This window comes from Corallococcus sp. Z5C101001 (assembly GCF_007352635.1).
Classification (GTDB): domain Bacteria; phylum Myxococcota; class Myxococcia; order Myxococcales; family Myxococcaceae; genus Corallococcus; species Corallococcus silvisoli.
The window spans coordinates 276173-302333 of record NZ_VKLU01000010.1; the positions used below are offsets into that span (position 1 = coordinate 276173).

Genomic DNA, 26161 nt, shown 5'->3' on the forward strand with positions numbered 1-26161 from the left:
GGACCCCTGAGCCCCGGGAGGGCTCGGAAGATGCGCGCGCAAGGCGGGAGAGAGGCCCTTCGATAGCCGGGGCCCCCCGGGTTTTCACGCCATTGAGGCCCCGGGGCCTCCCGGGCCTCCCCAGGCGGGCCCCACCCCATCCATCAGCCAGGCTTGCCCCTGGCGCTCAGGCGCCCGGCGGGCCCGGGGGCCGCTCTGGCTTCGAGCGGGCGAGCGCGGCGTGGGCCCGGGCCAGCGTGCCGTGGGGATCCTCCTCGCCGCGCACCGTGACGGCGGTGGAGGCGAGCTCGGGCAGGCCGGGCACGGCGTGCAGCTGCTGGCGCACGGCCTCCGCGCCCACCGCATCCGCGCCGGGCAGCGCGAGCAGGAAGGTGTCTCCGTTCCAGCGCACCGCGAAGCCCGGCGGGGGGCACAGCGCGTCCGCGCGGCGGGCCAGCTCCCGCAGGGCCCCGTCGCCCGCGTCGAAGCCGCGCGTGCGGTTGAGGTCGCCCAGGCCCACCAGGTCCACCAGCACCAGGCTGATGGGCAGGTCCTCGCGGCGGCAGCGGCCGATCTCCTTGGCCAGTCGTTCCTCGCCCACGCGCCGGGTGTCCAGGCCCGTGAGCGCGTCCTGGCGCAGGAGCCGTTCGCGCTGGCCCCTCGGGTCGGTGTCGACGCCCAGGTCGATCAAGGACAGCAACTGCGCGACGCCGCCGGGCACCAGGAAGGGGCGCGCCACCCAGCGCACCGCCCGGTGCCGGGGCCGCTCCAGGGTGAGGGTGAGGTGCAGGCCTCGGGAGCCCTCCGCCGCCAGGTCCAGCTGCCGGAGCGTGCCGCCGGGATCCGTGCTCAGGTTGGCGACGTGCTGGCACAGGGCGTCGTAGGCCATCCCGGACAGGCGCTCCTCCGGCAGGCCCAGCAGCTCCGCCAGGGCCGCGTTGGCGGCGAAGGGCTGGCGGTCCGGGGCCACCACCAGGACCGGTACGTCCAGGGCGCGCACGGCTTCGCGCACGAGCGCCAGGGCGGAGGCCTCGGTGAGGACCGGTTCCAGGGAGCCCTGGGGGCGCGGCGCGGCGGAGCGCCCCCGCCTGCCTCCGGTGGTGTGCTCCAGGTTCTCCGCCACGCGGCCGGCCAGCTCGCGCAGCGCCGCCAGGTCCTCCGGGCCGAGCATCAGGGGCCGCGTGTCGATGACGCACAGCGAGCCCAGCACATCGCCGCTGGCGGTGACGAGCGGCGCGCCGGCGTAGCTTCCGACGATGCCGTCGCGCACCAGCGGGTTGTCGCGGAACACGGGGTGGCGGGTGGCGTCCGGCACCACCATGGCTTCGCGGCCCTGCACCACGTGGTGGCAGAAGGACCAGTCGCGCGGGGTGCCCCGGTCGCGGGCGAGCGCGGCGGGCAGGCCCACGTGCGCCTTGAACCACTGGCGGTCGCCCAGCACCAGGGTCAGCAGCGCGACCGGGACGCCGAAGGCCTGCGCCACCTCCGAGACCAGCTCCTGAAGCTCCGTGTCGGGAGGCCCCGCGTCCACGAGCCTCAGCTCGTCGATGCGCTGGAGGCGCCGCTTCTCCTCGTCGGAGCTGGGCTCCAGCAGGCCACTGCCCGCGAGCTGTCCGGCGAGCGCGCGCCGCACGCCGTCGCGCATCGCCTCCGGGCCGGAGCGCCGGCTGAGCAGGGCGTGGATGCCCAGGGTGTCCTTGAGCTGCCACGCGCGCACGCGCAGCTCGTCGAAGGCCGTCACCACCACCACCGTCGTGCCGCTCGCGTCCGGGCGGCCCCGCAGCCACGCGAGCAGCGCGAAGCCATCCACTCTCGGGAGCGCCAGGTCCGTCAACAGCAGGGTGGGGGCGCCGCGCTTGCGCACGAACTCCTGGGCCTCCGCGCCATCCCGAGCGACCACGCCCTCCAGGCCCTCCTGTTGCGCCAGCGCGAGCAGCCCCGTGGCGCGGTGGGAATCCGGTTCGGCGATGAGTGCGTAGCGTGGCATGGCGGTCGGAGCATGGTGCCACGCCTGCCCCGTCCGTGTACTCGGCCTTGCGTGGGGACACGCGCTGCCGGGCCCAGGGGCCGGACGTGGGGACACGTGTGGGAATCCCGCGGCCTCCGTACGAGCCGTCCGCGGCGCACGAGGGCCGCGGCGCCCCTGCCGGTTGAGTGCCTGGCGGTTGGGGGGCCCGTGGTGCCTCGAGGTCTCGCGCGGTAGCGTCGGAGGTCTACCTCCATGATGCCCGGTCCCGACATCGTCGTTGCATGCCCGATGTGCGAGGCGCCCCTCAGGCAGCCCTCGCTGCTCTCGAGCAATACCTTCGGTGCCGTGGTCTGGACGGATGGCTGGTGCGACATGCCGATGCTGCCGCTGCCGCCTCGCGTCTCTCGGTGTGGGGCCTGCCAGCGTCTCTTCTGGGTCAGTAGGGCCAGGGAGCTGGGAGAGATTCCTTCACCCTTCCTGGAGTCCCCTGAGTTCGTCACCATCGTCACGCTGGAGGCTGTCGGGAAGCGCCGGGTCGAGGTCATGCATCTGGTCCGGAGAGCGAGCGGCGTGAATCTCCAGGAGGTGAAGCAGCGGATGGACAGGCTGCCAGTGGAACTCGGGCGGTACTTCAGCCCGGGCGAAGCCAGGGAGTTCGCTGCCCGCTTCGAGGATCTGGGGGCCCGGGTGGTGCTGAGGCAGGAGGCGACCGGGTTCCAACGAGCCACGATCCCCGCCGAATGGAGGTCCGCGCCCTGGATCGAGGCGCCAGATGAGGCGGGGTACCTGGAGGCCATCGCGGAAGGTCTGGCACCGCGACCCGACGAGGAGCGGGAGCTGCGCCTCCATGCCTGGTGGGCTGGCAACAAGCCCTATCGCGGGGGCGCTGCGTGGCTGCCATTCTCACGGCGCGGTCGCGCATCCCGGGACAACCTGCACGCGCTCCTGGCGTTGTGCGCGCCTGACGACGTGACGCAGCGCTTGCTGAGCGCGGAGATCCTGCGCGAGCTGGAGCACTTCGAGGATTTGACGGCCCTCCTGGGCACGGCGTTTCCCGAGCACCTGAAGCAAATGGCGCGGTTCATCCAGGAACTGGCCTTCCAGCGCGTCTCCGAGGTCCGGCGACTCGCCCATGAGGAGGACGCGAAGGCATAGCGCGCGTTTCGGCGAGCCCGTGCCGCTGGCCCGCCCCTAGCGCCGGGGCCCGTCGGTCCCGGACCGCGCGGCCGCCGCATCCGGCGCATCCGGCGCATCCGTGTCGCCCGGGCCCGCTCCGGTGTCCGTTCCCTTGAGTGTGGGCGCGCCGGGTTGGGTCGGAAAGCGGCCGAACAGGCGCTTGAGGGCGCCGCTCTGGCGCTGAAGGTCTCCCGTCCGCACGACGGCCTCCGCGAGCGTCACCAGGACCAGTCCCACGACGCCGGGCAGGAGCGGCACCACCCAGCCGATGTCCGCCGCCAGCCACGCCACGAACGCCACGTGAGCGACCAGGATCACCGCGGACTGTCCCACCACCCGGCCCAGGCTTCGCGCGCGCCCCCGCCGCCACAGGAGCAGGCCCAGCACCAGGGCCGTCTCGCCCATGCCCACGAGCGCCGCGCCGCCCGTGGCGCGCAGCACCCGGCCGGTGCGCAGGTTGTCCATCGCGAAGGCGTGGATCTCCACGCCCGGCACGGCGAGCTGGCCGGGCAGGGTGCTCTGGCCGTGCAAGCCCGTGGCGGTGACGCCCACGAAGACGGTCTTCTCCCGCAGCGCCAGGTCCAACCCCACCGAGGACGGCCCCGCCGCCAGCACGTCCGCCAGGCTCACGCGCGGCAGCCAGTCCGGCGCGGGCAACCGCATCAGGGGGGCGCCATCGTCGGTGGACGCCACGCGCAGCAGCGCCTCCGAACGCTCCGGCCACAGGCGCAGCGCGGTCGCCAGCGCGAGCGACGGCCACGCCTTTCCGCCCACCCCCACCGCGTAGGGATAGCGCCGGATGACGCCGTCCGCGTCCAGCAGCACGTTCAGCGTCCCACTGCCCCAGGCCGCCAGCCGCAGCGCGGACAGGTTCGTGGACAACCCCTTCGCCTCCAGCCGCAGCCGGTCCGCGCGCAGGGGCACCGCGGTGAGCGGATTGCCTTCACCGGGCAGGGGCCCCGCGTCCTCGGCCAGGGCCATGCTGCCCAGGATGACGCGGCCCAGGCCGGAGAACGCCTCCGCGAGGCGCGCATCCCCGTCCTGCGCGTGCAGCCGGGCTTCCAGGTCCGTGGCCAGCGCCGCGCCCTCGGGCGTCCGCGTGAGCCCCGACGCGCGCAGCCGCTCCAGCACGTCCTCGCCCAGGTCCAGCGCGTCGCGCGACTCCGGTTGGTCGAAGAGGATGTCCACCACCACCGCGTTGGGACGGTGCGCCGCCAGCGCCTGGAAGGCCCGGGCCCAGGTGGCGCGCGACAGCGGCCAGCGCTCGCCGAGCGCCGCGAGCGCGCGGTCGTCCACCTCCACCAGCACCAGGTCCGCCGTGGTGGGCAGCGGCGGCAACAGCCGGCTCACCGCGACGTCGTACAGGGCCCGCTCGCCCGGGCCCGGCGCTCCCCCTGTCACCGCCGTGACGACGGCGAGCAGCAGCCCCACGCCCACGCCGAGCCCCCGCAGCACCGCGGGCGAGGACAGCGAGGACCGGGGAGCGCGGGTAGGCAGCGTCATCTCATCCAGGGACGTCGAAGCTGAAGATTCGGGAGGGGTAGCCTACGAAGCCGTCGGCGTCCACCGCCAGCACCCTCCAGAACCATTTGCCCGGACCCGTCGCCGACGCGTCCAGGGTGGGCGTGGCCGTCTCCTGGACCCGCACGTCGCCCGCGAAGTCCGCCGTCCCCGCCAGCTCCACGCGGTACACCTTCGCCCCGGGGACCGCCTTCCAGACGAGCGCGGGCGCCTTGGGGTAGATGCCGCCGCGCGGCCGCTCCAGCGCCGGGGCCGCCAGGAGCGCGCGGGGCGCTTCCGGTGCCTCGGCCGGCTTCGCGCGCGAACCAAAGCCCGCGCCCACGTCCACGGAGCCCCTCTCCGCGCCCAGGGCCACCTTGCCCTCCAGCGTCTCCACGCGGCTGGTGCCGTCCTCCTGCTGGGAGACGCGGAAGCGCGTGCCGCGCACCCCGGCCACCGCGCCGCGCGTGCGCACCTCGAAGGTGGAGCCCGTCCCGCCCGGCGCCGCCTCCGTCTCCACCGTGCCCTTCACCAGGTCCAGGAGCACCTTGCGCTGGCGCTCGGCCGTCAGCTCCAGCGTGCCCAGGCGCACCGCGCTTTGGGGCGACAGGAACAGGTTGCTGCCATCCGCCAGCGCCAGCTCCGCGCGGCCGGTGTCGCCCGTCGCCACGAGCTCCCCCGAATACAGCGAGTCACCCGCCACGCGCGGCCGGGGCTCCGCCTCGCCCAGGCGGGCCGTCACCGGGCCGCTGGCCGTGCGCACCCTGGCCACCGCCGGCTGGGCCGGACGCTCCACGTACGCCAGCTGCAGCTGGCCCGGGGCGCGGGGCTCGTTCATGGGCGCAACGAAGGACACCCGCGTGCGGGGGATGCCCGCGGACACCAGCACCTCCGCCGCCGCCTTCGCCACCGCCAGGCCCTGGCCGTCCAACCGCTCCGCGTCCGGCAGCTTCGCGGCCACGGTGATGCTCCGGATGGCGGGGCGTGCCTTCACGGCCTCCGCCACCTCGCGCAGGCACGCCTCCGTCCGGGCGCCCCGGGGCTCCAGTCGGAGGCCCGTGATCATCCTCCCATCGTCGAACGTCAGGCCGCCGCAGGCGGTGTCCTCCTCCGCGAAGCCCGCCGCGGGAACGGTGCACAGCATCAGGGAGAGCAGCAGCGGGGCGCCCGGGGTCCTCACGGCGACCCTCCTTCCGCCGAACCGGCGGTCTTCACGATGTTGAACTCCACGCGGCGGTTGTTCTCGCGTCCGGCCGCGGTGGCGTTGGTGTCCACCGGCTTCGTCTCGCCATGGCCCACCGCCTCCAGGCGCTGCCCCGCGATGCCGCTCTTCATCAGCCAGTCGCGCACGTGGTTGGCGCGCCGCTGCGACAGGTCCAGGTTCTTCGCGTCGTCGCCCTGGCTGTCCGTGTGGCCCTCCACGCGCACCCGCTCCAGCTCCGGGTGGGTGCGCAGGATGGAGGCCACCTGCGCCAGCAGCCCGAAGGACTTGGGCAGGATGACGTCCTTGTTGGTGGCGAAGTACACCTTGTCGAGGATGACGATGCGCGAGCTCTCCAGGCGCACCTTCGACTCGCCCTGATCCGGGCACCCGTCCTCGTCCTTCACGCCGTTGATGACCTCCGCCTCCAGCGGGCACAGGTCCTTGTCGTCCGGGATGCCGTCCTGGTCGTTGTCCGGATCCGGGCAGCCATCCTCGTCCTCGAAGCCGTCCAGGTCCTCCGCCACCATCGGGCACCGGTCCTCGGTGTCCGGGATGCCGTCGCCGTCCATGTCCGCTGGAGCGGGCGCCAGGGCGAGCGGGGCCGGCGGGGCGCCGTTGGCCGTCATCGACTCCGGCAGCGTGTCCGGGCAGCCGTCCTCGTCGCGGTAGCCGTTCACCGTCTCCGGCTCGGTGGGGCAGATGTCGTTCACGTCGGGGATGCCGTCGTTGTCGTCGTCCGGATCCAGGCAGCCGTCGTCGTCCTGGAACCCATCGAAGTCCTCGGGGCCCAGCGCGCACGGGGGCGCCGCGGCCACCGGGGCCTTCGTGCCTCCCGGCGTGTACGTCAGCCCCGCGAGGACGCGGAAGGTGGGCGTGCCATAGCCGCGCGTCAGGCCCGGCCCCGCGCCTACGTTCGCGGCGAACCCCTGGGCGAAGCGGTACTTCACCGCGCCCAGCACCTCCAGGGGGATCTCCTCCGTGTCGGCCTCCTTCAGGCCCATCGCGCCCTTGAGGGTGGCCTGGGCGGACAGCGCCTGGGTGATGGGCACCTCGGCGCCCACGCCGAACGCCAGCTCGTTGCCCACGCGCAGGTTGCGCAGCTGCTCCGTCTTGCGCAGGTTGATGCCCACGTTCGCGAGCAGCCGCAGCGACGGCGTGGCCCACTCACCGGCCACGCGGGGCTGGAAGGTGAGCCCGCTCGCGCCCAGGAAGTGGTCCGCGCCGCCCGTGGGCAGGGTGAAGGGGGCGAGCACCGCCAGGTTCAGCGCGCCCTCCGACAGCAGGGCCAGCTTGGGCACCACCCGCAGGTCGCCCAGTCCCGTCTTGCCCACGCCGCTCGCGAACTGCTCCGACACCGCGGCCGCGGGCTCCGAGCCCGTCACCGTCAGGGGCAGCACCAGGCCCACCTCCAGCCGCTCGAAGAGGGACACCGCCCCCATCAGGTCCAGGGACACCTGCCGCGCCACGATGCGATAGACGAAGGTGTCCTCACGCGGGTCATAGAAGTTGAGCGGCTGGTGCGAGTAGTTGAGCGACGCGCCCACGTTCCACGTCAGGTGCGGCGCGACGCGGGCGCTGTTCAGCCCGAGCACGTCATACGCGCCCGGACCCGGCTTGTACTGCTGCACGTCGATGGCCTGCGACACCGAGGCCTGGGCCTCCGCCCGCGTCGCGGCACCCAGCGTCAGCCCCACCGCCACCGCCACCGTCAGCGCCCGGCCCACGAGGGAGCGGCGCCGGCCGAGCACCGTGAAGTCATCGTCGGCATCCAGCCGATCCGTGCCGCCCTTCGCCCCGAGGCCGTCGGACAGGCCGTCGGCGTCCATGGCGTCGTCGCGCCGGTCGGTCTCGGGGGCATGGGTGATGCCGTCGTGGTTCACGTCTTCCTCGCCATCCAGGAGTCCATCATTGTCGTCGTCGGCGTCGCGCGCGTCGATGAATCCATCGCCACCGGTGTCGATGATCCCATCCAGCCCGTCCAGAATCCCGTCACCATCGGTGTTGGGGAGGAACGGAGCGAGGCCTCGCTTCCATTCGCGGGTATTGCTCACGCCCTCCTCGCCCGCCCGTCGCGCCCGCGAAGCCGGGGGAGGGCGCGCGGAGGCACGGCGCCTAGCGCGGAGCCTCCAGCAGCTGCGACACGTGCTCCGCCAGGGCGGGCAGCGGCTGGGGCTTGCTCAGCACCAGGTCCACGCCCAGCGCCTGGGCGCGGGTGCCCAGGTCCGGGGTCGCGAACGCCGTCAGCAGCACCATGCGCGTGTCGGGGGAGGCCTCACGCACTCGCTCCGCGATGATCAGCCCTTCCTCGGACTGCGTGCCGCTCAGGCGCAGATCGCTGATGACCAGGTCGTACCGGCCATGCTTCACGCGCTCCAGCGCCTCGTGCAGGTCCGTGGCCGAGTCGACCGCGTAACCCGCGCTGGAGAAGAAGCGACCCAGGACCCAGCACAGCACCGTCTCGTCGTCGATGATCAGCAGGTTCCGGGGCACGCGGGGCGGCATGAGCAAGGCCAGGGCCAGGGGCGGCGGTGAGAAGCGGGGATGTGTTTCCAGGGACTTGGCCCCGCGAAACCGCGTCCGCGCGACGGAGGTGTCCAGCTTGCGGATCCATTTTCCGGAATCCGGACCAGAGTCTGGAATCGAGCGGGCCGCGTGTCTAGCGCATCGGGACGGGATGCGGCAGGTCCTCGTTGGCCGCCGCGGGAATGAGCGCGGACAGGTGGAGGATGAGCACCGGCATCAGTTGGGGTTTGGGCAACAGCTTCGTGATGCCGCTCGCCCAGGCCGAGTCCCGGACCTCCTCCAGCGGCAGCGCCGTCATCAACAGCAGCGGAACGCGGGGGTCCTGCATCCGCAGATCACGAGCGAAGCGCAGCCCCTCGTCCAGGCCGGGCCGCCCGAACGGATGGTCGATGAGGACCGCGTCGAACAGATGCGTGTCCACCAGGCTCCGCGCCTGCGCGTCCGTGCGCGCGGTGAGGACGGTGAAGCCCGCGGCCGTCAGGTGACGCGCCGTCGCCCCACGAACCGGGGGCTTCGAATCGAGGAGGAGGATTTTGCCGTGCATGCACAGCGACAGTGCAGCGGTTGTGCCATGCACGGCGTGCCGCGCCAGCCCGAGTCAATGCAAGGGATTGAGGGCAGGGCAGGCCCGGGCGTGAGGAGGCGTTTCCATTTTGTGGACCGGACTCCGGAATCCGGACGGCGCCCGCCCATCACCCGCGTACGGCCCGTCAGGACCCCTTGTGTTGCCAGCCCTTGATCTTCGCGTAGAGCGAGCTGCGGGAGATGCCCAGCTTCGTGGCCGCGCGCTCCACGTGGCCGCCCTCGCGCGCCAGCACCCGTTCGATGTGGCGGTGCTCCAGCTCCTCCAGCGTGAGGTCCGCGCCCAGGGACTCCTCCTCGGCGGGGAGCGACTCGAAGCGCAGGGCGCTCCGGGACAGGCGGGGCGTGCCGGACAGGAGCACGGCGCGCTCCAGCACGTTGCGCAGCTCGCGGATGTTGCCCGGCCAACCGTAGGTCATCAGGGCCCGCTCCGCGTCCGGCTCCAGCTCCACCTGGCCCCGGCCCCGGGCACGCCCCATCTCCGCGAGGAAGTGGCGGGCGAGCACCGGCACGTCCTCCGCGCGCTCGCGCAGCGCGGGCACGTGGAGGATGAGGGTGCTGATGCGGAAGTACAGGTCGCTGCGGAAGCGCTTCTCGCGAGAGGCCAGCGACAGGTCCTGGTGCGTGGCGGCCAGCAACCGGACGTCCACGCGCCGGTCCTTCACGTCGCCCAGCCGCCGGAAGCGCTTCTCCTCCAGCACCTTGAGCAGCTTGGGCTGGACGGCCACGTCCATGTCGCCAATCTCATCCAGGAACAGCGTGCCCCGGTCCGCCACCTCCAAGAGGCCCTGCTTCGCGGCCACCGCGCTGGTGAAGGCGCCCTTCTCGTGTCCGAACAGCTCTGAATCCAGCAGGTCCTTGGACAGCGCGGCGCAGTTCAGGTCCACGAAGGGCGCCTCCTTGCGCGGCCCGCATTCATGCAGCCACCGCGCGAGCACGCTCTTGCCGCTGCCGGTCTCCCCGGTGATGAGCACCGGGCTGTCGCTGTCGCGCATGCGCTCCGCCTGATCGCGAAGCGCGGTGATCGCGGGGCTCGTGCCCAGGAAGGGATCCACCTGCGTGCGCGCGGTGCGCGAGCGGTCCGCCAGCTGCCGCTGCCGCTCGCGCCGCTGGGCCACCAGCCGCTCCAGCACCACCTTCAGCACCGCCAGCTCCACGGGCTTGGTGAGGAACTGCTCGGCGCCCTCCTTCACGGCCTGGACCGCCAGCTCGATGGAGCCGTGGCCCGTCAGCACCACCAGGGGCACGGCCGCGTCCAGCTCCTTGAGCCGGGGCAAAAGCTCTAGCGCCGTGCCATCCGGCAGCCGGTAGTCGATGACGGCCACGTCGGGCCGGTGGGCGCGGAAGCCCTCCTGGGCTTCGGCCACGCTGGTGGCCTCGGCCACGTCGAACCCGTGCTGGGTGAGGTAGCCCTTCATGCCCAGGCGGACGCCGGGCTCGTCGTCCACGAGCAGGATGCGGGTGCGGGTCATGATGCCTGCGACTTCAAGGTGGAGCCGGCGTCGGCGGCCGGGGTCAGGGCGGGCAGCAGGATGGTCACCTCGGCGCCTCCCTGGGGGTGGTTGGACAGGCGGATGCGCCCCTGGTGCTCTTCCAGGATGCGCTGGACGATGGAGAGTCCCAGGCCGGTGCCGCCCCGGCGCTTGCTGAAGAAGGGCTCGAAGACGTGCGGGAGATCCTCGCTCCTGAACCCGGGCCCTCCGTCGTGGATGGTGCAGCGCACCCAGGGGCGGCCCGCCTCCTCCACGGCCTGGGCCGTCACGGACACGGTGCTGCCCTGGGGCGAGTGCTGCACGGCGTTCTCCACCACGTTGCGGAAGACGTGGAACAGCCGGCGCGCGTCCATGCGCACCGGAGGCAGCCCCTCCGCCAGCTCGCGGCGCAGCGTCACCGCCGCCTTGTCCCGCGCGAGCTCGCAGGCGGACAGGGCGTCCGCGACCACGGAGCCCACGGCGCCGTCGGTCCACTCGCCCCGCGCGGGGCGGCCGTACTCGAACAGCTCCTGGGTGAGGTGGGTGAGCCGGCGCACCTCGCCGCGCAGCACCTCCAGGTACGGCTGCAGCTCGGGCTTCGTTCCGAAGGTGGCCTCCACCGCGTCCACCACGGCGGAGATGGAGAACAGGGGGTTGCGTACCTCGTGGGCCACGCCCGCCACGATGGCCCCCATGGCGGCCATCGTCTCGCTGCGGCGCACGTGGGCCTGCAGCTCCAGCAGCCGCGTGATTTCGGTGCCCACCAGGATGATGCGCGCGTCCTCGCTGTCCACCTCGTCCACCCAGGCCGCCGCCAGCTCCCAGGTGCGTCCGGACTCCGCGTCATGCACCTGCCGGCTGGCGCTGCCATGCGTCGCGCGCAGCTCGTCCACCAGGGGGCCCGCGCTGGACCAGGGCGGCGCCCCGACGGTGGAGGCCAGGGGCTGGCCGGAGGGGTCCGACTCCCGGAAGAGCGCGCGGGCCGCGTCGTTGAGCCGGTGGATGATGCCGTCCGCGCTCAGCACCAGCAGCGGCGACGACACCGCGTCGAACGTGCGGCGCCACTCCGTGGCGGAGCGCCGGAAGCTGTCGTGCAGGCGCTGGCGCAGATCCTCCGCGAGGCGCCGGTCGGTGATGTCGGTGACGACGCAGCCCAGGTGCACCGCGCCCTGCGCGTCCATGCCGGAGGCGGCGGCGCGGCTGCTCACCCAGCGCACGCGCCCGTCGGCGCAGATGAGCCGGTGCTCCACCTCCGCCTCCGTGCCCGGCGCCAGTCCCTCCACGCACCCCCGGTAGCGCGCCCGGTCCTCCGGGTGGATCATCTCCAGCCACAGCGGCGCGGGCGCGCCGTCCACGCCCGTGCGGGTGAAGGCGCTCAGGGGATAGCCGGTGGTGCGCTCGATGACGGGCGTGCAGTAGAAGTCGCGCAGCACGCCCTTGCGCAGCTTCCCGCCCCACAGGTAGTCCGGCAGCGACCGCGTGAGCACGTCAAGGCGCCCCTCATGCTCCTGGAGGGAGGCCTCCGCGCGCATCCGCTCCGTGACCTCCGACAGGGAGGCGATGACGCCCAGCACCGCGCCGCCGGCGCCGCGCACGCGCGAATAGCTTCCGAACCAGAAGCGCGCCTCTCCGGGGGCGGCGGGCGTCTCCACCTGGAGGCTGACGTCCTGCAACGGCGAGTCCGTCTCCAGCGCGCGGGTCAACCGGGGCGCCAGCGCGGTGCCCAGCGCGGGCAGCACCTCCGTGACGTGGCGGCCCAGGTGCGCGTCCACCGGCAGGCCGTTCATCGCGGCGAGCGCGGCGTTGACGTGCACGTACTTCAGGTCCCGGTCGAAGTACGCGAAGCCCACCGGCGTGATGTCCATCACCGCGTCCCGCAGCGACCGGGCCTCGTCCCCCTGCCGGATCAGCCGCTCGCACTCGCGCCGGGTCGCGGCCCGCGCACGCCAGGTGCCCAGCGCCGCGAGCACGAAGGCGCTCACCGCCAGCACCGCGAGGCGCGGCCCCCGCTCCCAGCCTTCCGTCACCGCGCCCACCGCGGCCATGAGCACGGCGCAGGTGGCGGCGATGGCGGCGGTCTGGAGCGGGGAGGGCGTTGGAGTGGGCGTGGACATGGCGCGCGGGGAGCGCACGCCACTCTACGATTCCCGGCATCCACTTGCATCGGCGCACGAACCCTCTGACGCCGCATGGGACGAAGGACCCGGGAAAGCGGGGAAGCCATCCTCGGGGTGTGCCCAATCCCAGACAGCAGGCCTACCCGATGACGGGCGGCGGTCCGGGCGTGTCGGGGGGATCCTGGATGCCTGGCTCCACCTCCGGGTCCTGCCGGGGCGGCGGAGGTTCCCTGCGCCGGGGCTCGCCCGGCGGTGGTTCCTTCTCCGGCGCGGGCGGGTGGGGCGGCTCGATTTCAGGCGTGGGCTTCGGATCCGGCTCCTTCACCGGCTTCGCGGGCGGATCCGTCTGAGGGTTCGTCGGCATGGACCTCCACACTGTGCATGCCGCTCCTCCACGGAATCGGAGCTGTCTCTCCAGTGTCGGCCGGTGAGCGCTTCACGACAGCGGCGGCGCCGTCCGAGGCCCGCGCCTTGGCCCAGACCTCCACCACGGGCTCGATGCGCGGCGTGAGCTGGAGCATGGAGCTGGGGAAGCAGCGCGACGGCAGCTGCGCGAAGAGCCACCGCACGTGGTCGGCCTCCCATTCATTGGCCACGGCGACGTGGGGCCTGACGATGAGGTCGGTGAAGTGCGGCGCGTGCTCCGAGCTCCCCCGCACCAGCCGGGCCGTCGCGCAGCTCTGGTAGAAGAGCACGTCCACCCCCGCCTCCCGGGCTCCGTCCAGGAAGGCGTGCAGCGTGCGTCCCTCCACCGCGCCCACCAGCAGGGCCTCCGGATCCCAGCGGCCGTCCACCGGCCCTCCAACCCCATCCCCCAGGGGGCGCCCAATCGGCACGGGTGGCGCCCGGTCGCTCGTCAGCACGGCGCCCCGTTCTCCCTGCCAGAACAGGCGCGTTTCATACTCGGTGATGGAAGCGGAAGTCATAAGGCATCTCCTCCGGGCAGGGCATGCGCCATGCGCATTCAACACCCATGCCCCGGCAATGCTTCGCATCCCGCCGGGCATCGCCCTGAAGGACGAGTCCTCCCAGGTAGGCCTGTGATCGCAGGACCACACGTGCCCTGGCCCGCGATGCGGCGCCGGACGGACAGCCCTTTTGGACAATTTCGCCCCAGGGCTCCTTGCTTCACATCCAGTCACTCTTTGTCTGACAAGGGGGGCGGCATGGATGCGATGCGATGGGGCGCCTGGCGGGGGAGTCTTTCCAAGAGGGGACAGAAGGTTCGGACCGCCAGCGGCGCTCGGGAGTGCACGGCCTGACGCGGTTGCCCGCGCGAGGGACACGCCCTGCGCCTGGAGGCCCGCCCGCGAGTGGATGGGCGCGTCCGGGAGGCGTGGCCACCGTCAGCACGGAGCACCCATTGGATCCATGTCCATGCACGAACGACGTGAGGCACCCATGGCCGAGGCCTACGCAAGTCAACTCATCCAGGCACCCGCGGATGTCGTCTGGGACCGAGTGGGAGGTTTTGACAGCCTTCCCCGCTGGCATCCGGGCATCGTCTCCAGCGAGCGGGTCGCGCGTCCTGGCCCCGGTCCAGGGCCCCTGCGCCGGATCACCACGCGCGACGGCTCGGTGTTCCTGGAGGCGCGGCTGGAGCACGACTCGCACGCGCGCAGCTACGCCTACGCGATGCTGGAGGGCCCGCTGCCGGTGCGCGGCTACCAGGCGAAGCTGCGGGTGACGCCGGTGACGGCGACCGGGCAGACCTTCGTGGAGTGGTCCGCCACGTTCGACATGGCGCCCGGCCACGAGGGCGAGGAGGCGGCGCTGGCCCAGTGGATCCGCGACGAGGTCTTCGCCCGCGGCCTCATGGGCCTCGCGCACACCTTCCTGCCGCCCCCGCAGCGGACGCAGGCGGCGGAGCGGGACTTGCGGCGCTGAAGGCTCACAGCCGCATCAGGAAGCGGATCAGGTCCTGCTGCTGCGTGGGCGTGAGGGATTCAGGAGGCCCGCCCGGCGCTTCGGGCGGGTGCGGCGGAAGGCCCACGGAGGGGAGGCCGGGAAGGATGAAGCGGCTGTAGGTATCCAACACGTCCATGAGCGTGGCGTGGCTGTTGTCATGGAAGTACGGCGCGGCCCGGGCGACGCCTCGCAGCGACGGGACGTCGAAGGCCTCGAACTCCGCCGGGTCGCCGCTGATCAGCGCGCGGCCGGGGTCCGTGGAATACCACTGGGCCGCGAGCGAGGGGCCGGTGATGGGCGCGCCGTTCTCGTCCAGCGCGGGTCCGTCCTCGGTTGCATCAACGAGGGTGGCGGTGTCGGTGCAGCCCGCGAGGCCGGCGGCGAGCGCCATGGCCCCCGGCGCGCGCGACGAGGCGATTCGCTGTCATGTGTTCCCCTCCCAGAAGACGCAGCCGCAAGGGAACACCACGCACCCTCCGGCGTGTCACCGTGGGGAGGCGCCCGCGGGCGGGGGTGGAATGGTACGGCGTGGACGTTTCGCCGCCATCGTGGATGGGGAGGGTGTGAATCCGCCTTCGCTCCGGGCACGATCCGTCTCCTTCTGGAATGAAGGGGACCATGGACATCATCCGCGACGAAAAGCAGGGCGCGAAGGTGAAGCTGGAGCGCATCTCCACGCTGCCTCCCAAGAAGGCGGACCGCGAAAAGGCGAAGGCGGAGTTCGACGCGCTGGGCGAGGAGCTGTTCGACCTTCAGGACCTCCTCTGGGGCGCGAGGATGAACTCCGTGCTCATCGTCCTGCAGGGGCGCGACACCGCGGGCAAGGACGGCACCATCAAGCACGTGGTGGGCAGCCTCAACCCGCGCGGCGTGAGCGTCACGTCCTTTGGCGTGCCCACCCCCGAGGAGCTGGAGCACGACTTCCTCTGGCGCGTCCACCGCGAGACCCCTCGCCAGGGCGAGTTCTCCATCTTCAATCGCTCTCATTACGAGGACGTGCTCGTGGCGCGCGTGAAGTCGCTCGTGCCCAAGCCGCTCTGGAAGGCGCGCTACCAGCACATCCGCGACTTCGAGACGCTGCTCACCGAGCACGGCACCATCATCCTCAAGTTCTTCCTCCACATCAGCCGCAAGGAACAGGAGCAGCGGCTGATCGCGCGTGAGCAGGAGCCGCGCAAGGCGTGGAAGATCTCCACGAGCGACTGGGAGGATCGCGCGCACTGGGTGAATTACACGCACGCCTATGAGGACGTCTTCGCCCGGACGTCCACCGAGCAGGCGCCGTGGCACCTGGTCCCCTCGGATGCCAAGTGGTACCGCAACCTCGTCGTGGCTCGCACCGTGGCGGAGGCCCTGCGCCCCTACCGCGAGCGCTGGCAGGCCCAACTGGATGAGGTCGGCCGGCGGAAGAAGGCCGAGCTCAAGGCCTGGCGCAAGAAGGGCTGACGCGCGACATCCGGGAGGATTCCGGACACTCGCGGTGCTCCCCGGCTCCACGCGTCATCCATGACGCGCGGAGCCCATGCGCGCGCAATCCACGCCGCTGACCCGCCCATGACATGGGGATGGGACAACGCTGGCGGTCATCCTTCCCGGTGTGTCGCCGGGCGGTCACCGCCGGAGCCCTGTCGCATGGAACGAGCCGCGCCGCCGTCGAGCAAGGACCTCATTGCCCGCACGCGCCCCTTCGCCAATCAGGACGCCGCGCGCTCGCTCTGGGCCCTGCTGTCCACCTACGCGGCGCTCGCGGGGGCCGTGGCGGTGGCGGCCGCCGCGCCCTGGTGGCCGCTGCGCATCGTGGGGGGCTTCATCGAAGCGCTGGTGCTCATCCGCTGCTTCATCCTCTTCCACGACGCGATGCACGGCGCGCTCCTGCCGAAGTCCCGGTGGGCCAAGGCGCTCTTCCAGGTGCAGGGGATCCTGACGCTCACGCCCGCGCGCATCTGGAATGACACGCACAACCACCACCACGCCAACACGGCGCGCATCGCCGCGGACTCCGCGGGCACCTTCGTCACCTGGACCACGGAGCAGTGGCGCGGCGCCACGGGCTGGCAGCGGCTGGGCTACGTGGTGGAGCGCCACCCGGTGACGCTGCTGTTCGGCTACGTCACCGCGTTCCTCATCAGCCTGTGCCTGGTGCCCTTCGTGAAGAACCCGAAGCGCTACTGGACCTCCGGGCTCGCCCTGGGCCTGCACGTGGCGCTGTCCGTGGCCGTCTGGCACTTCCTCGGCCTGGGGGTCTATCTCTGCGCCTTCGTGGGCCCGCTGTTCGTCGCGTACGCGCTGGGCACGTACCTGTTCTACGCGCAGCACAACTTCGACGACGTGGCCATCCTGCCGGAGCCCTCCTGGAACCACGCGGACGCCGCGCTGGAGGCCAGCAGCTACATGCGCTTCGGGCCGGTGATGGAGTGGTTCACGGGCAACATCGGCTACCACCACGTGCACCACCTCAACCCGCGCATCCCGTTCTACCGGCTGCCGGAGGCGATGGCGGCCATCCCGGAACTGCAGGGGCCGCACCTCACCACACTCACGGTGAAGGACATCGTGGGCTGCCTGCGGCTGAACCTGTGGGACGCGTCGCGCGGTCGGATGGTGCGCTACCGCGACGCGGCGATCCCGGGCTGAGGACCGCCGCCTGAGGAACCACGGCCCGGCGGGCCCGTTCGGGGCCGGCCCGACGAACCCACCGGGCCGGGGTCTCAATTCTCCAGCATGGGCCTGCCCTGGTGGGCCACCAGCAGGTCATGCATGTCGTTGGCGTGCTCCTCCTCCTTGGTGAGGATGTCCTCCAGGAGCCGCCGCGTGGTGGGGTCGTGGTCCGCGAAGTAGCGGATCATGTCGCGGTAGGTCTCGATGGCGATGCGCTCCGCCACCAGGTTCTCGCGGATCATGTCCACCAGGTTCTGGCCCTCGACGTACTGGCTGGCGCTGCGGGACAGCAGCCCCTCGGGGTTGAAGTTCGGCCGTCCCCCCAGCTGATTGATGCGCTCCGCGAGCCGCAGCGCGTGGTCCTGCTCCTCGCGCGCGTGCTGGCCGAACTCCTCCTTCACCGCATCGCTGTTGATGCCCACCGCGGAGATGTAGTGGTGCGTGTAGCGCAGCACGCAGACCACCTCGGTCGCGAGCGCGTCGTTGAGCAGCTTGAGGGTCGTCTGCACGTTGCCCTCGTAGTTCTCCGTGTGGGCGCCTTCCTCCAGGTGCTCGCGAGCGCGGCGGCGGATCTCCTGGATGTCGCTGACGAAGGGCTGCGGATGCGGGTCGGCCATGGCGTTGCCTCCTGGCGGATGCGTGTCTGGAAATTGGGGTGTTCCCCGCGCGTCCGGCCATCCCACCTGCCCCCGCGTGCCGGGCGCCCCGTGCCCGTCCGTCCCACCCCGGGGCGCGAGGCGCCTGCTCCCCCGGTGAGGGGTGGCACGACGATGTCCAGCGAACGTCCCCCGCGGCCTTCGGGGCGGAGGGCGGTGTTCGGAGTTAGGCTTCGCCCATGAATTCGAGCCCATCCGGCCGGCCGTCCGCAGTCGTGGCGGAGCTGGGGCCCACGAACACGGGGAAGACCTACCGTGCCATCGAGCGGATGCTCGAGCACGAGACGGGCATCATCGGGTTGCCGCTGCGCCTGCTCGCCCGCGAGGTCTACGACCGGGTGACCGCGAAGGTGGGCGAGGGCCGGGTCGCGCTGATGACGGGGGAGGAGAAGCGCATCCCGCCCCGGCCCGACTATTGGATCTGCACGGTGGAGGCGATGCCGACGGACCGACAGGTCGACTTCCTCGCCGTGGATGAGATCCAGCTCGCCGCGCACCGTGAGCGCGGCCATGTCTTCACCGACCGTCTGCTCCACGCGCGCGGGCTCAAGGAGACGTGGTTCCTGGGCGCGGACACGATGCGGCCCATGGTCCAGGCGCTCATCCCGCATGTGTCGCTGAAGCGCGCCACGCGGCTGTCTCAGCTGCGCTATGCCGGGCGCCGCTCGCTGAAGAGCCTGCCGCCGCGCTCGGCCGTGGTCGCGTTCTCCGCGGACCGCGTGTACGAGCTGGCCGAGGCGCTGCGTCGCCTCCGGGGCGGCGTGGCCGTGGTGCTGGGCGCGCTGTCCCCCCGGACGCGCAACGCCCAGGTGGCGATGTATCAAGCCGGCGAGGTCCAGTACCTGGTGGCCACGGATGCCATTGGGATGGGGTTGAACCTGGACCTCAACCACGTCGCCTTCGCGACGCTCTCCAAGTACGACGGCGCGGAGCAGCGGGACCTCTTCCCGGATGAGCTGGCGCAGATCGCGGGCCGCGCGGGGCGTCACCTGAACGACGGCAGCTTTGGCGCGCTGAACACGCTGCCGGAGCTGCCGCCGCGAATGGTGTCAGCCATCGAGTCACACCGGTTTCCAGCGGTGCGCAGCCTCATCTGGCGCAACTCGGCGCTCGACTTCGCCAGCCCGGAGGCGCTGCTGGACTCCCTGTCGCGAGCGCCGCGCCACCATGGCTTCGTCCGGGTGGAGCGCGCGGACGACTTCGACGCGCTCAAGGGCCTCTCGCTCGTCCCGGCCATCCGCGACCTCACCCACGACCGGGCCTCGGTCGAGCTGCTGTGGCAGGTCTGCCAGATTCCGGACTTCCGCAAGGGGCTCTTCGGTCAGCACGTCGCGCTGCTGCGGGAGACCTTCCTGCAACTCACCGCGGGGGATGGGCGGTTGGATCCGCTCTGGTTGGGCAGACAGGTGTCGCCGCTGGATGACGCCTCTGGAGACATCCACACCCTGATGGACCGGTTGGCGGCCATCCGCATCTGGACCTACATCAGCCATCGTCCGGGCTGGCTGCATGACGCGGAGGAGTGGCAGGAGCGCACCCGGCGCATCGAGGACGCGTTGGGGGACGCCCTCCATGAGCGGCTGGTGGAGCGCTTCGTCCAACAGGCCGCGCGCAGGAGCGCACGCCGCTTCGTGAGGACGCCCGCGAGGCCGCAGGTCGGCTCGGACAGCCCCTTCGCGAAGCTCGGGCTGTTGCTGGCGGAGGTGCCGGGTGCGGAGGGTGGGGCGCTGACGGAGGATCAGTTCGTCCAGCGGGTGGTGGACGCGACGCACGACGCCTTCGAGGTGGACGCGGCGGGACGCATCTCCTTCGAGAGCCAGCCGCTGGCCCGCCTGGTGCGAGGCAAGGATCGCCGCTCACCGCAGCTCGCGCTGGCGGAGCCGGAGGTCTGGACGGGCGGCGCGCGGCAGCGGCTGGAGCGCAGGCTGGTGGCGCTGGCGAGGGATCTCGTGACGGAGGCCATGGGAGGCTTTCCCGCCGAAGCCCTCACCGGAGCGGGCCAGTCCGCGGTGACGCGGGGCATCGCCTATCGGTTGGCGGAGGGGCTGGGGGTGATTGCCCAGGGCGAGGCGCGCGAGCAGTGGAGGCTCCTGGATGCGGAGTCCCAAGAGCGCCTGAGGACCTTGGGTGTCCGTGAGGGACAGCGCTTCCTCTGGGTCGCCGACGCGCTCGCGCCACAGGCGATGGAGCGCCGTTGCATGCTGACGGCGCTGTTCCAACAGGGGCCCCCACCGCAAGGCATCCCGCGAGAGCCGGTGGTGGACGTCGCGGCGCTGGGCGGCAGGAACGCCCGGGCGTTCGGCTACGAGCTGATGGGCCCGGTGGCGCTGCGGATCGACATCGTGGAGCGGCTGGGGGAGTCGCTGCGTCACCCGCAGGGCGCCCAGCAGGCGCGGGCGCTCATGCAACAACTGCGGTTGGAGGGGGGCGCGCGGGCCCAGGTCCTGCGCTCGCTGGGAGGCCCGGCCGCGGGCGCGGTGTCGAAGAAGCGGCGACGGCGGCGAGGCAAGACTCCCTCGGCGGCGTCCTCCCATGGACCCCAGCCGCACCCGGGCCCTCGGCGGAGCGGCGCGGGGGAAGGGGGCGCTCAGGGGGAGGGCTGAGCGCCCGGGCGGCGGGGCGCGCACCATTCCGCGCCCGCCTCCCTTGGGATCGCCTACGCTGACGGCCGTCTTCCGAAAGGCCGGTGTTCGTCTCATGGGTGGTGGTCGCGTCCTCTCGCCAGTTCTCCTCGTCGGCGCCGGAACGGGCGAAGCCACGTGCGGCATCCTCTACCTGGCCAGCTACCTGCGCCGCGGTGGGGTCGAGGCCTTCGTGCGGCTGTACGACGGGGATGAGACGGACGCCGAGGTGATGCGCTCCTTCGAGAGCCTGGTCGCCCGCGTGCGGCCGAAGCTGGTGGGGATCAGCCTCAAGTGGTTCCACCACGTGGACCGCGCGCTGTTGATCGCGCGGACGCTGCGGAAGATCGACCCGGCGATCCGCATCGTCGTGGGAGGGAACTCCGCGTCGTACTGGTGGCGGGAGCTGAACGCCTACGACTGCATCGACCACATCGTGCTGGGCGACGGCGAGCTGCCGCTGCTGGCGATCTGCAACGGCGACCCGTCGCCGCCCAACTGCGTGACCCGGGATCCGGACGGACGTCCCCGCAGGTTGCCGCTGGCCTACGTGCAGCGCGCCACCAACACGGAGGACATCTACTACTCCCACTTCAACGAGCTCTTCCTGAGCCAGATGGACCTGAACTCCTTCTCGGGGTGGGTCGCGCCCGGCAAGGGCTGTGGCGAGAACTGCCTCTACTGCGGAGGGGCCCGGGGCAACCAGAAGGCCGCGTTCGGCCGCGCGAAGCCGTTCCTGCGCTCCGAGGAGAGCGTGCGCCGGGACCACCAGGAGATCGCCGGACGGACCTGGCAGATGCGCTACGACTTCGCGGGGAGCACCGCGGAGTTCCTGGGCAGCACCTGGGCCGGGGTGGACCTGTCGCGGCACTGCTGCACGTACTTCCTGTGGGGCGTGCCCCGCGTGGAGCTCGTCGAGGCGCTGTCCCGGACGTTCCAGCGCATCTACATGGTCATCGACATCGGCTGCTTCTCCGAACAGCAGCGCCTGGAGCAGATGGGCCGAGGGCTGCTCAAGCCCTGCGCGAAGGACCGGGAGCTGCTGGACGTCATCGACGCCTGTCGCCGCCATGCGAACGTGGAGATCGAAATCTCCGGCATCGGAGGCCTCCCGTTCGCGAGCAAGGCGACGCTGGAGGAGGAGCTTCGGCTCGTGGAGCGGATCATCGGGCTCGACTGCGTGGTGGGCTACCAACGGCTCGAAGCTCAGCCCGGGGCGCTCGTCACCGAGCACCCCGCGCGGTTCGACATGGTGAGCGAAGCGAAGACGTTCACGGAGTTCCTGGACTACTTCGAGCGCCGCGAGCCGGGGGACGTTTCGGTGCCGATGATCCGCTTCAAGGACGCACAGCTTGAAGCGGCGGTGCAGCGCACCTCCGACCGGGTGGACGCGCTGGCCTGGAAGCACCGCGACGCGAGGAAGCAGCTGGCCATCACGGGACGCACGCGGCTGCGGAACACCGCGCCCTCGACGCAGCGGTTCACGCTGGGGGACTGGCTGGGCAGCCACCGGGCGCCCGCGAAGGTGGCGGGGGAGCCCGTGACGGTCCTGCGCTCGGTGGACGGCATCACCCTGAGCTGCGCTCCGTCGGTGAGCCCGCGAAGGTTCTCGGATCCGACGCTCACGCAGGGCGAGGATGGCGCCGTCCTCCTCGCGGCCCTGGCCGCCTTCGACCGGCCGACGACCGTCGCCAGCGCGGTGTCACACCTGGGCTCCAAGGCGCGGCTCGATCCAGACTCCGCGCGCGACGTGATCGACCACCTGGTGGACGGACGCTTCCTCCAGCCGGCGTGAGCGGAAGGCCGCCTCAGTGGGCGAACGCCTCCACCTGCCGCCACACCCGGAAGACATTGCCCGAGGCGATCTTCTCGATGTCCGCCTCGCTGTACCCGCGCTCCAGCAGGACGCGGAACAGGTTCGGGTACTGTGAGACGTCCTTGAGTCCGGTGGGTAGGGACGGGCCCACGCCATCGAAGTCGGAGCCGAGCCCCACGTGCTCGATGCCGACCAGCTTCACGACGTGGTCGATGTGGTCGGCCACGTCCTCCACCCGAGCCAGGGGGGACGGGTGCTCGCGGAGATAGGCGTCGATGAAGGTCTGGAGCTCCGGGCTGCCCTTCGACAGGCCACGCTCCTGGGCGTAGGCCTCCAGCGCGGTGGAGAGCCGCGCGTCGTAGGCATGGACCTCCGGGATGAGGAACCGGGAGCCGAAGTTGATCATCACCACGCCCCCCTTGGCGGCCACCGCGCGGATGAGCTCATCGGGGATGTTTCGCGAGTAGCCGGGCGTGAAGTGACGACAGGAGGTGTGCGAGGCGATGACCGGCACCTGGCTCGCCTCCACCGCCTGCCGGAGGGTGTCGTCGGAGAGGTGCGCGACGTCCACCATGATGCCCACGCGGTTCATCTCCGCGACGACCTGTCGCCCGAACGGGCTGAGCCCGTTCCAGGTGCCCTTGCCCTGGCTGGCCGCGGCATCGCCGAGGAGGTTGTCCTGAAAATGCGTGAGGGTGATGTAGCGCACGCCGCGTTGCTGGAAGTGGCGGACGTTCTCCAGCCGGTCCTCGATGGCGGCGCCGTTCTCGATGCCCAGCGCGAAGGACACCTTCCCCGCCTGGGCGTTGCGCTGGGCCTGCTCCACGGAGTGGGCCATGGCGAACTTCTCCGGGGCCCCGCGCGCGACCCGCTCCATCATGTCGATGAGCGAGTCCGCGAGCGCCTTGGCCCCGCCCGACTTCTGGAGCTCCGAGGGGATGTAGATGGACATGAAGGCCACGTCGAGCCCGCCCTCCACGGCGCGCGGATGGTCGAAGTCGCCCCCCGAGGTGCGCTGAGAGATGTCCTCGGTCGGCGCTCCGTCGGGCCCCAGCGTTTCATGGAGGCGGTAGGGCACGTCGATGTGGCCGTCCGCGATGAGGAGTCGCTTCGCGAGCAAGCGGCTGCGCTCGTCGAGGTCCAGGTTCGCGGGTGGGACCTGGGCGTTGGTTCCGTGAGTGCAGGCCGGCGATGCGAGCAGGATGAGGCTGAGGAGCGCCAGGGTCGGTCTCATGTGACGTCACTCATACTGCGGAACGGGCGCGCCGGGTATCAGCGCGCCCGTCCCCCGAAGTCATGAGACGTCGACGTCAATGACCGTGGTGTGAACCGCCGCCGGAGTGACCGCCTTCAGGATGTCCGCCTTCAGGATGTCCGCCTTCGGGATGAGACGGGGCCTCGTGCGGTGGGGCGGGCTCATGGGTCTCATGAGGCTCCGCGGGTTCAGTCCTCGGCGCGGCCGGTTCATGCGGCGCGGCCGGCACGGTCGTGGTGGGGCGGGCCGCTGGCTCCTCGCGCGGCGCGGCGGGCGCGCGCTGAGGCGCGGGCGCCACGGGCCGTGAAGGCGCCACGGGGGTCCCGGTGCGAGCGCGCGGCGGGTGCGCCGTGGGCGGCGTCATGGGCCTCGCTTGCGGCACGGGATGACCCGTCGCGCGCGCGACCTGCTGCGGCGCGGGGCCTCGGTTCCAGTGGCCATTGCGAGCCGCCACGCGCTCGCCCACGGGCTGGGTTTGACGGTACACCTGAGAGACCCGGTTGGGCGCAAGGCGATAGGTCCCTACGTTGGGCCGCACGAAGTCGCCCGCGCTCACGAAGGTCCACCCCAGGCCGATGCCGACGCCGACCCCCAGGCCAATGCCCACGCTGATGCCGGGCGGCCCCAGGGGCTGCCAGCCGACGAAGCCACCGCCCCACCGCCAGTCGACCCAGGCAGGGGCCCACTCGGTGTCAGGCCACCACACCCAGCCCACGTTCGGCGAGATGAACCACCGGCCGTAGTGGAAGGGCGCCCAGCCCCAGTCCCACTGACTCTCGAAGGTCCATCCCCAATCGCTGGAGACCCACTGGCCGCCGGTGGAGTAGGGAACGAAGTTCGCGCCGACGATATCGGGGTTGGGGCGCCACACCCAGCCGGCATCCGGCACGTTGATCCACGTCCCGTAGGGAGACAGCGTCTCCCGGAAATCAGCGATGGAGGAGGCCTGGCCCAGGGGGGCGGCCGTCGAAGTCACTTGCGGCCCGTATTCCTCGGGACCCATCGCGCAACTGGTGGCTGACACGAAGGCGATGGCGGTCGCACTGCCGATCCGAAGCCATCGCGCCCGCGTGTTCCAGGAGCTCATGTCCGCGTTCCTTTCATGGGGGTCCACCCATGAAGATGGGTCTTCGGGTCCACTGGGGTGGACCAGCGAGGCGGTGGCGCCAGGCTGTCTGGCCGTCCCACGGCTTCGCCCCCGTGGCCACGCTTCACCGCCTCCCCGCGACACTTCACGCAACTTCATGTGTCACGGTGGCAGGGCAGGGGTATGAACGCCTGAACGGAGGGACCCATGGCATCCGCGAAGGTCATGTTGGGAAATCTGCTGGGGCGCTTTCTCTTCCACGACGCCCGGGTGACGCAGGTGCGCGAGGTGTCTCGTGCCTTCCGTCAGATCGACTGTGAGGGTCCTGCCTTGCGCGGCCAGGGGTGGTCGCCGGGAGACAAGGTCCAGGTGTACCTGCCGGGCCTGGGCATGCGCACGTACACCCCGCTGTCCTGGGACGAAGCACGCGGGGCGACGGCCTTCCTCGTGTACCTGCATGGCGACAGCCCGGGAGCGAGGTGGGGCCGCGACGCGCGGGTCGGAGACGCGGTGCAGTTCTTCGGGCCCCGGCGCTCGGTGTCACTGGAGGCAGGCGACGCGCCGGTGGTCCTCTTCGGTGACGAAACGTCCTTCGCGGTGGCGCACGCCTTCCGGACCGGAGCGAAGCGAGACGTCACGCCCGTCTTCGAGGTGTCGAGCCGCGACGCGTGCGCCCCCGCGCTGCGCGAGCTGGGCTTCGAGGGCCGGGACGTGGAGCGCACCGCGGCGGATGCGCACCTGGCGCAGGTCCACGAACGCCTGAAGGAGGCCTTGAGGGCCAGACCGGGCGCGACGCTGGTGATGACGGGCCGCGCGCAGTCCATCCAAGCCCTGAGGTCGCGCCTGCGAGGCGATGGCGAGCGCGCCACGCCCAAGGTGAAGGCCTACTGGGCCGTGGGCAAGGCGGGGCTCGACTGAATCAAGCCGGAGCGAACTGGAGGCCGCGCAGGAAGTCCTCGCGGCCCCGGATCACTCCGGCGGGGCGACGCTTGGGCTTCTGCCGCAGGAAGCGCGAGGCGTCCTGGCGGCGGTAGCAGGTGAGGAGGCGATCTTCGTCATTGAGGATGAGGATCCACCCGCGCGCCTGCCGCGCGAGCGATGAATCCCGCAGGCTCCAGGGCAGGTCGCGCTCGTGCACGGTGATGTGGGTGGCGCCGCAAGCGCGTGCGGGGGTGCCGAACTCGAGGATGAAGGCGATGACCTCCTCGCGCAGCTTCCAGCGGGCGCTCTGCTCGACGAAGAGGCGGGTGAGGGAGAACACGGACGACGCGGGGCTCTGGCGCATGGCGGGCAATCTCCTTGCGCGCTTCCCAATACACACGCCGTTCCAATGCCTCTTGCATGCGATTCCGCGCACTTGCGCGGCGCTCGAGTCGGCCCCGAAAGACATTCCGTCAATCCCGCTGGAGGTCCGTGTCAGCAAGACACAGCGGGCATTCCTCCCGCCGTGCTTTCATGCGGTCCGTCCGAGGTCGGAGCCCGCGCGCCGCCGCGGCGCTGGCCAGGGAGCTTCCCGAGGCCCTGGCAGGTAGCCCGCTCGCCGTCTCGGGCGGACGCGGAGGGTTCACGAGGTCCGCCGTGGCATGGATGGCGAGGGGGCGTCTTCGGCTTTCTCTCCCATCCTGAAGAAACGCTTCA

General features: G+C 71.7%; 22 protein-coding genes. 7 read left to right on the forward strand and 15 right to left on the reverse strand.

What is annotated here, in order from left to right; translation table 11 throughout:
* Positions 1–166: 166 nt before the first annotated feature.
* Positions 167–1966 carry a diguanylate cyclase domain-containing protein gene (locus FOF48_RS23505; protein WP_143905003.1) on the reverse strand — a complete coding sequence of 600 codons (1800 nt, stop codon included), beginning with the start codon at positions 1964–1966 and terminating at the stop codon, positions 167–169.
* A gap of 234 nt (positions 1967–2200) precedes the next feature.
* On the opposite strand from FOF48_RS23505, the gene FOF48_RS23510 reads away from it, so the two are divergent.
* Positions 2201–3103: a ribosomal protein L7/L12 gene (locus FOF48_RS23510; protein WP_143905004.1), complete on the forward strand. Its 903-nt coding sequence runs from the start codon at positions 2201–2203 to the stop codon at positions 3101–3103.
* Positions 3104–3139: 36 nt separating this feature from the next.
* Here FOF48_RS23510 and FOF48_RS23515 read toward each other — a convergent pair whose 3' ends face one another.
* The 9 genes from FOF48_RS23515 to FOF48_RS23555 form a co-directional block, all read right to left on the reverse strand.
* The gene (locus FOF48_RS23515; protein ID WP_143905005.1) at positions 3140–4627 is read right to left on the reverse strand and encodes a CHASE2 domain-containing protein; all 1488 of its coding nucleotides are present in this window, start codon (positions 4625–4627) and stop codon (positions 3140–3142) included.
* A gap of 1 nt (position 4628) precedes the next feature.
* Positions 4629–5804 carry a FecR domain-containing protein gene (locus FOF48_RS23520; RefSeq protein WP_255442572.1) on the reverse strand — a complete coding sequence of 392 codons (1176 nt, stop codon included), beginning with the start codon at positions 5802–5804 and terminating at the stop codon, positions 4629–4631.
* Complete coding sequence (locus FOF48_RS23525) at positions 5801–7879, reverse strand: OmpA family protein (RefSeq protein WP_255442573.1); 2079 nt, start codon at positions 7877–7879, stop codon at positions 5801–5803. Before FOF48_RS23525 ends, FOF48_RS23520 begins: the two co-directional genes overlap by 4 nt.
* A 61-nt stretch (positions 7880–7940) precedes the next feature.
* Entirely contained in the window at positions 7941–8330 is a 390-nt protein-coding gene (locus FOF48_RS23530; RefSeq protein ID WP_143905006.1) for a response regulator, read from the reverse strand.
* Between the two features lie 154 nt (positions 8331–8484).
* The gene (locus FOF48_RS23535) at positions 8485–8895 is read right to left on the reverse strand and encodes a response regulator transcription factor (RefSeq protein WP_143905007.1); all 411 of its coding nucleotides are present in this window, start codon (positions 8893–8895) and stop codon (positions 8485–8487) included.
* A 166-nt stretch (positions 8896–9061) separates the two neighbouring features.
* Positions 9062–10405 carry a sigma-54 dependent transcriptional regulator gene (locus tag FOF48_RS23540; protein ID WP_143905008.1) on the reverse strand — a complete coding sequence of 448 codons (1344 nt, stop codon included), beginning with the start codon at positions 10403–10405 and terminating at the stop codon, positions 9062–9064.
* Positions 10402–12537, reverse strand: a complete 2136-nt coding sequence (locus FOF48_RS23545; protein ID WP_255442575.1) for an ATP-binding protein — start codon at positions 12535–12537, stop codon at positions 10402–10404. The genes FOF48_RS23540 and FOF48_RS23545 overlap by 4 nt, the downstream gene beginning before the upstream one ends.
* 124 nt (positions 12538–12661) lie before the next feature.
* Positions 12662–12886 carry a hypothetical protein gene (locus FOF48_RS23550; RefSeq protein WP_143905009.1) on the reverse strand — a complete coding sequence of 75 codons (225 nt, stop codon included), beginning with the start codon at positions 12884–12886 and terminating at the stop codon, positions 12662–12664.
* Entirely contained in the window at positions 12816–13448 is a 633-nt protein-coding gene (locus tag FOF48_RS23555; protein ID WP_143905010.1) for a hypothetical protein, read from the reverse strand. Before FOF48_RS23555 ends, FOF48_RS23550 begins: the two co-directional genes overlap by 71 nt.
* A 451-nt stretch (positions 13449–13899) precedes the next feature.
* Here FOF48_RS23555 and FOF48_RS23560 point away from each other — a divergent pair, with 451 nt between their 5' ends.
* On the forward strand, positions 13900–14409 hold the full coding sequence (locus FOF48_RS23560; protein WP_161665898.1) for an SRPBCC family protein: 510 nt from the start codon (positions 13900–13902) through the stop codon (positions 14407–14409).
* 4 nt (positions 14410–14413) lie between these two features.
* Here FOF48_RS23560 and FOF48_RS23565 read toward each other — a convergent pair whose 3' ends face one another.
* Positions 14414–14821: a hypothetical protein gene (locus FOF48_RS23565; protein ID WP_186002045.1), complete on the reverse strand. Its 408-nt coding sequence runs from the start codon at positions 14819–14821 to the stop codon at positions 14414–14416.
* A 227-nt stretch (positions 14822–15048) separates the two neighbouring features.
* Here FOF48_RS23565 and FOF48_RS23570 point away from each other — a divergent pair, with 227 nt between their 5' ends.
* Together FOF48_RS23570 and FOF48_RS23575 are read left to right on the forward strand one after the other, a co-directional pair.
* Entirely contained in the window at positions 15049–15876 is an 828-nt protein-coding gene (locus tag FOF48_RS23570) for a PPK2 family polyphosphate kinase (RefSeq protein ID WP_143905012.1), read from the forward strand.
* Between the two features lie 186 nt (positions 15877–16062).
* The gene (locus tag FOF48_RS23575; RefSeq protein WP_143905013.1) at positions 16063–17064 is read left to right on the forward strand and encodes a fatty acid desaturase; all 1002 of its coding nucleotides are present in this window, start codon (positions 16063–16065) and stop codon (positions 17062–17064) included.
* 74 nt (positions 17065–17138) lie between these two features.
* Here FOF48_RS23575 and FOF48_RS23580 read toward each other — a convergent pair whose 3' ends face one another.
* Positions 17139–17705, reverse strand: coding sequence for a bacterioferritin (locus FOF48_RS23580; protein ID WP_143905014.1), 567 nt, complete (start codon positions 17703–17705; stop codon positions 17139–17141).
* A 218-nt stretch (positions 17706–17923) separates the two neighbouring features.
* On the opposite strand from FOF48_RS23580, the gene FOF48_RS23585 reads away from it, so the two are divergent.
* Both FOF48_RS23585 and FOF48_RS23590 read left to right on the forward strand, forming a co-directional pair.
* Positions 17924–20347 carry a helicase-related protein gene (locus FOF48_RS23585; RefSeq protein WP_143905015.1) on the forward strand — a complete coding sequence of 808 codons (2424 nt, stop codon included), beginning with the start codon at positions 17924–17926 and terminating at the stop codon, positions 20345–20347.
* A gap of 94 nt (positions 20348–20441) precedes the next feature.
* Positions 20442–22160, forward strand: coding sequence for a radical SAM protein (locus FOF48_RS23590; protein WP_143905016.1), 1719 nt, complete (start codon positions 20442–20444; stop codon positions 22158–22160).
* Positions 22161–22173: 13 nt separating this feature from the next.
* Here the strand turns inward: FOF48_RS23590 and FOF48_RS23595 are convergent, their stop codons facing one another.
* The gene (locus tag FOF48_RS23595; RefSeq protein WP_143905017.1) at positions 22174–23415 is read right to left on the reverse strand and encodes a dipeptidase; all 1242 of its coding nucleotides are present in this window, start codon (positions 23413–23415) and stop codon (positions 22174–22176) included.
* A 76-nt stretch (positions 23416–23491) separates the two neighbouring features.
* Complete coding sequence (locus FOF48_RS23600; protein WP_186002046.1) at positions 23492–24412, reverse strand: DUF6600 domain-containing protein; 921 nt, start codon at positions 24410–24412, stop codon at positions 23492–23494.
* 318 nt (positions 24413–24730) lie between these two features.
* Here FOF48_RS23600 and FOF48_RS23605 point away from each other — a divergent pair, with 318 nt between their 5' ends.
* Positions 24731–25441: a siderophore-interacting protein gene (locus FOF48_RS23605; RefSeq protein ID WP_143905018.1), complete on the forward strand. Its 711-nt coding sequence runs from the start codon at positions 24731–24733 to the stop codon at positions 25439–25441.
* 1 nt (position 25442) lies between these two features.
* On the opposite strand, the gene FOF48_RS23610 is transcribed toward FOF48_RS23605, so the two are convergent.
* Complete coding sequence (locus FOF48_RS23610) at positions 25443–25808, reverse strand: hypothetical protein (RefSeq protein ID WP_143905019.1); 366 nt, start codon at positions 25806–25808, stop codon at positions 25443–25445.
* Positions 25809–26161: the final 353 nt, after the last annotated feature.